The sequence below is a fragment of the Shigella sp. FC1967 genome, from assembly GCF_001743005.1.
GTDB lineage: Bacteria > Pseudomonadota > Gammaproteobacteria > Enterobacterales > Enterobacteriaceae > Proteus.
Genome location: NZ_MIIZ01000963.1, coordinates 1 through 1,568 on the forward strand (window position 1 = coordinate 1; position 1,568 = coordinate 1,568).

Below are 1,568 nucleotides of genomic sequence, written 5' to 3' on the forward strand. Positions count from 1 at the left end.
GATAAAAAATATAATAGCAATATTTTGAATGTTGTAAATACTTTTGATACTATTTTATTAAATAATTTTTCCAAGGAAACAAAATGACAAAAGAGACGGTGACAACACAAGACTTGTTAAAAAGGATTAAGTGATTTTTTTTGCATCTTTAAAGATGATAGAACGGATAGTGATTATAAAAAAAAATATTAGAAGAGAACGGGGTTAGATAACTATTCACTAACAGAACTGCATGTGATCCATTGTATTGGTGAAGAGAGTATGAGAAATCTCACCACCATCAGTGAATATATGTCCATGACCCGAGGTGCAGTCTCAAAAATTTGTAGCCGATTACAAAAGAAAGGGGCGATTGAAAAAATAAAGTTAGTAGATAATCAAAAAGAAATATTTTTTATCTTAACAGAAGAGGGAGAACGTCTTTTTCATGCACATGAGGTGCTGCATCAACAATCCAAAGCAAAATGGTCTGCATTATTTGAGCAATATGACCAACAGGAAAAGCAGGTGATTAAACGTTTTTTTACTGATGTTGCGGATTGTTTTCGTCATTCGTGATAGATAAATTTGAAAAGAAAACCCCCATACCATGAGATACAGGGGGGAAATAATTATTTCTTATCTTCAGCGATGCGATTACGGATATTATCAGCACGCTCTTTTGATGGTGGGTGAGAATCAAACATACTTGAATCACCGCCACCTAATTTTGCAAGTTTTTCAAAACCAGTGACTAAGCCCGCAGTATTAACACCACGTTTTGTTAGCAAATCATAAGAGAAATTATCCGCTTCTGATTCTTGGTGTTGAGAGAACTGGGCGTTAATTAATTTTTGACCCATTTCTGCTAATTGAGAGCTGCTTAATTGTGCCGCTACACCACCAGCTGATGCTGCCGCTGTACGTGCAGCAACTGTTGCGTGAGCAACTTGGATTGCTTTACGCGTATGACCTAAGGCAACGTGACCCATTTCATGACCTAACACGCCTTCAACTTCGTTATCGGTCATCAGATCCATTAAGCCACTGTAAACACGCACACAGCCGTTAGCCATTGCCCATGCATTTACATCTTTGGTCATGTAAACTTTATAGTTTACTGGTGTGCCATTCACTTCATTACCTAACGCTTTAGCAATATTATTTAAACGTTTAGTGTAGGTACTATTTGCAGGCGCAACTTTATTTTGCGCATCCATCTCTTTACAAGCATCATTTGTTAGCGCTTTGATATCGTCATCGCTTAATGTCGCTGCTTGGAAAAGTTGGGTTCCTGATTTTGTCAGCATATCGGTATTAAGGTTTTTACAACCAGAAAGTAGTGCCGCTGATACCATCACCGTAGCAAGTAATTTTATTTTCATTTTTTAATTAAGTCCTTTTCTGCTTGGCAGTTTATATAATTGCGAATTAAATTCGAGCAGAAGAATAGCAGTGCTTATCTATTGGTGCAATATAAGCATTTTTATAGCGCAGACGGCACCGACTAAGGCGCTCACCCAAATCGCTTTCACCATATAGTTATATTCAAAGGGCTGTAGGAGTATATCTAGCATGGCTAATCTCCT

General features: G+C 37.4%; 2 protein-coding genes and 1 pseudogene. 1 reads left to right on the plus strand and 2 read right to left on the minus strand.

The annotated features are described in order from the left end of the window. The first annotated feature begins 228 nt into the window (after positions 1-228). A complete protein-coding gene (locus BHE89_RS26200) occupies positions 229-558 on the plus strand; it encodes a MarR family transcriptional regulator (protein WP_458694235.1) in 330 nt (109 codons plus the stop codon). Between the two features lie 53 nt (positions 559-611). Here BHE89_RS26200 and loiP read toward each other — a convergent pair whose 3' ends face one another. Together loiP and BHE89_RS16775 are read right to left on the minus strand one after the other, a co-directional pair. Beyond that, complete coding sequence (gene loiP, locus BHE89_RS16770; protein ID WP_069368397.1) at positions 612-1,364, minus strand: metalloprotease LoiP; 753 nt, start codon at positions 1,362-1,364, stop codon at positions 612-614. 105 nt (positions 1,365-1,469) lie between these two features. Further along, a pseudogene (locus BHE89_RS16775) lies at positions 1,470-1,556 on the minus strand (metal ABC transporter permease); the annotation flags it as partial. Positions 1,557-1,568 lie beyond the last annotated feature (12 nt).

What these genes read in the sequence shown, in the direction of transcription:
- loiP (WP_069368397.1), bottom strand. Translation starts at nt 1,364, where the DNA reads ATGAAAATAAAATTACTTGCTACGGTGATGGTATCAGCGGCACTACTT.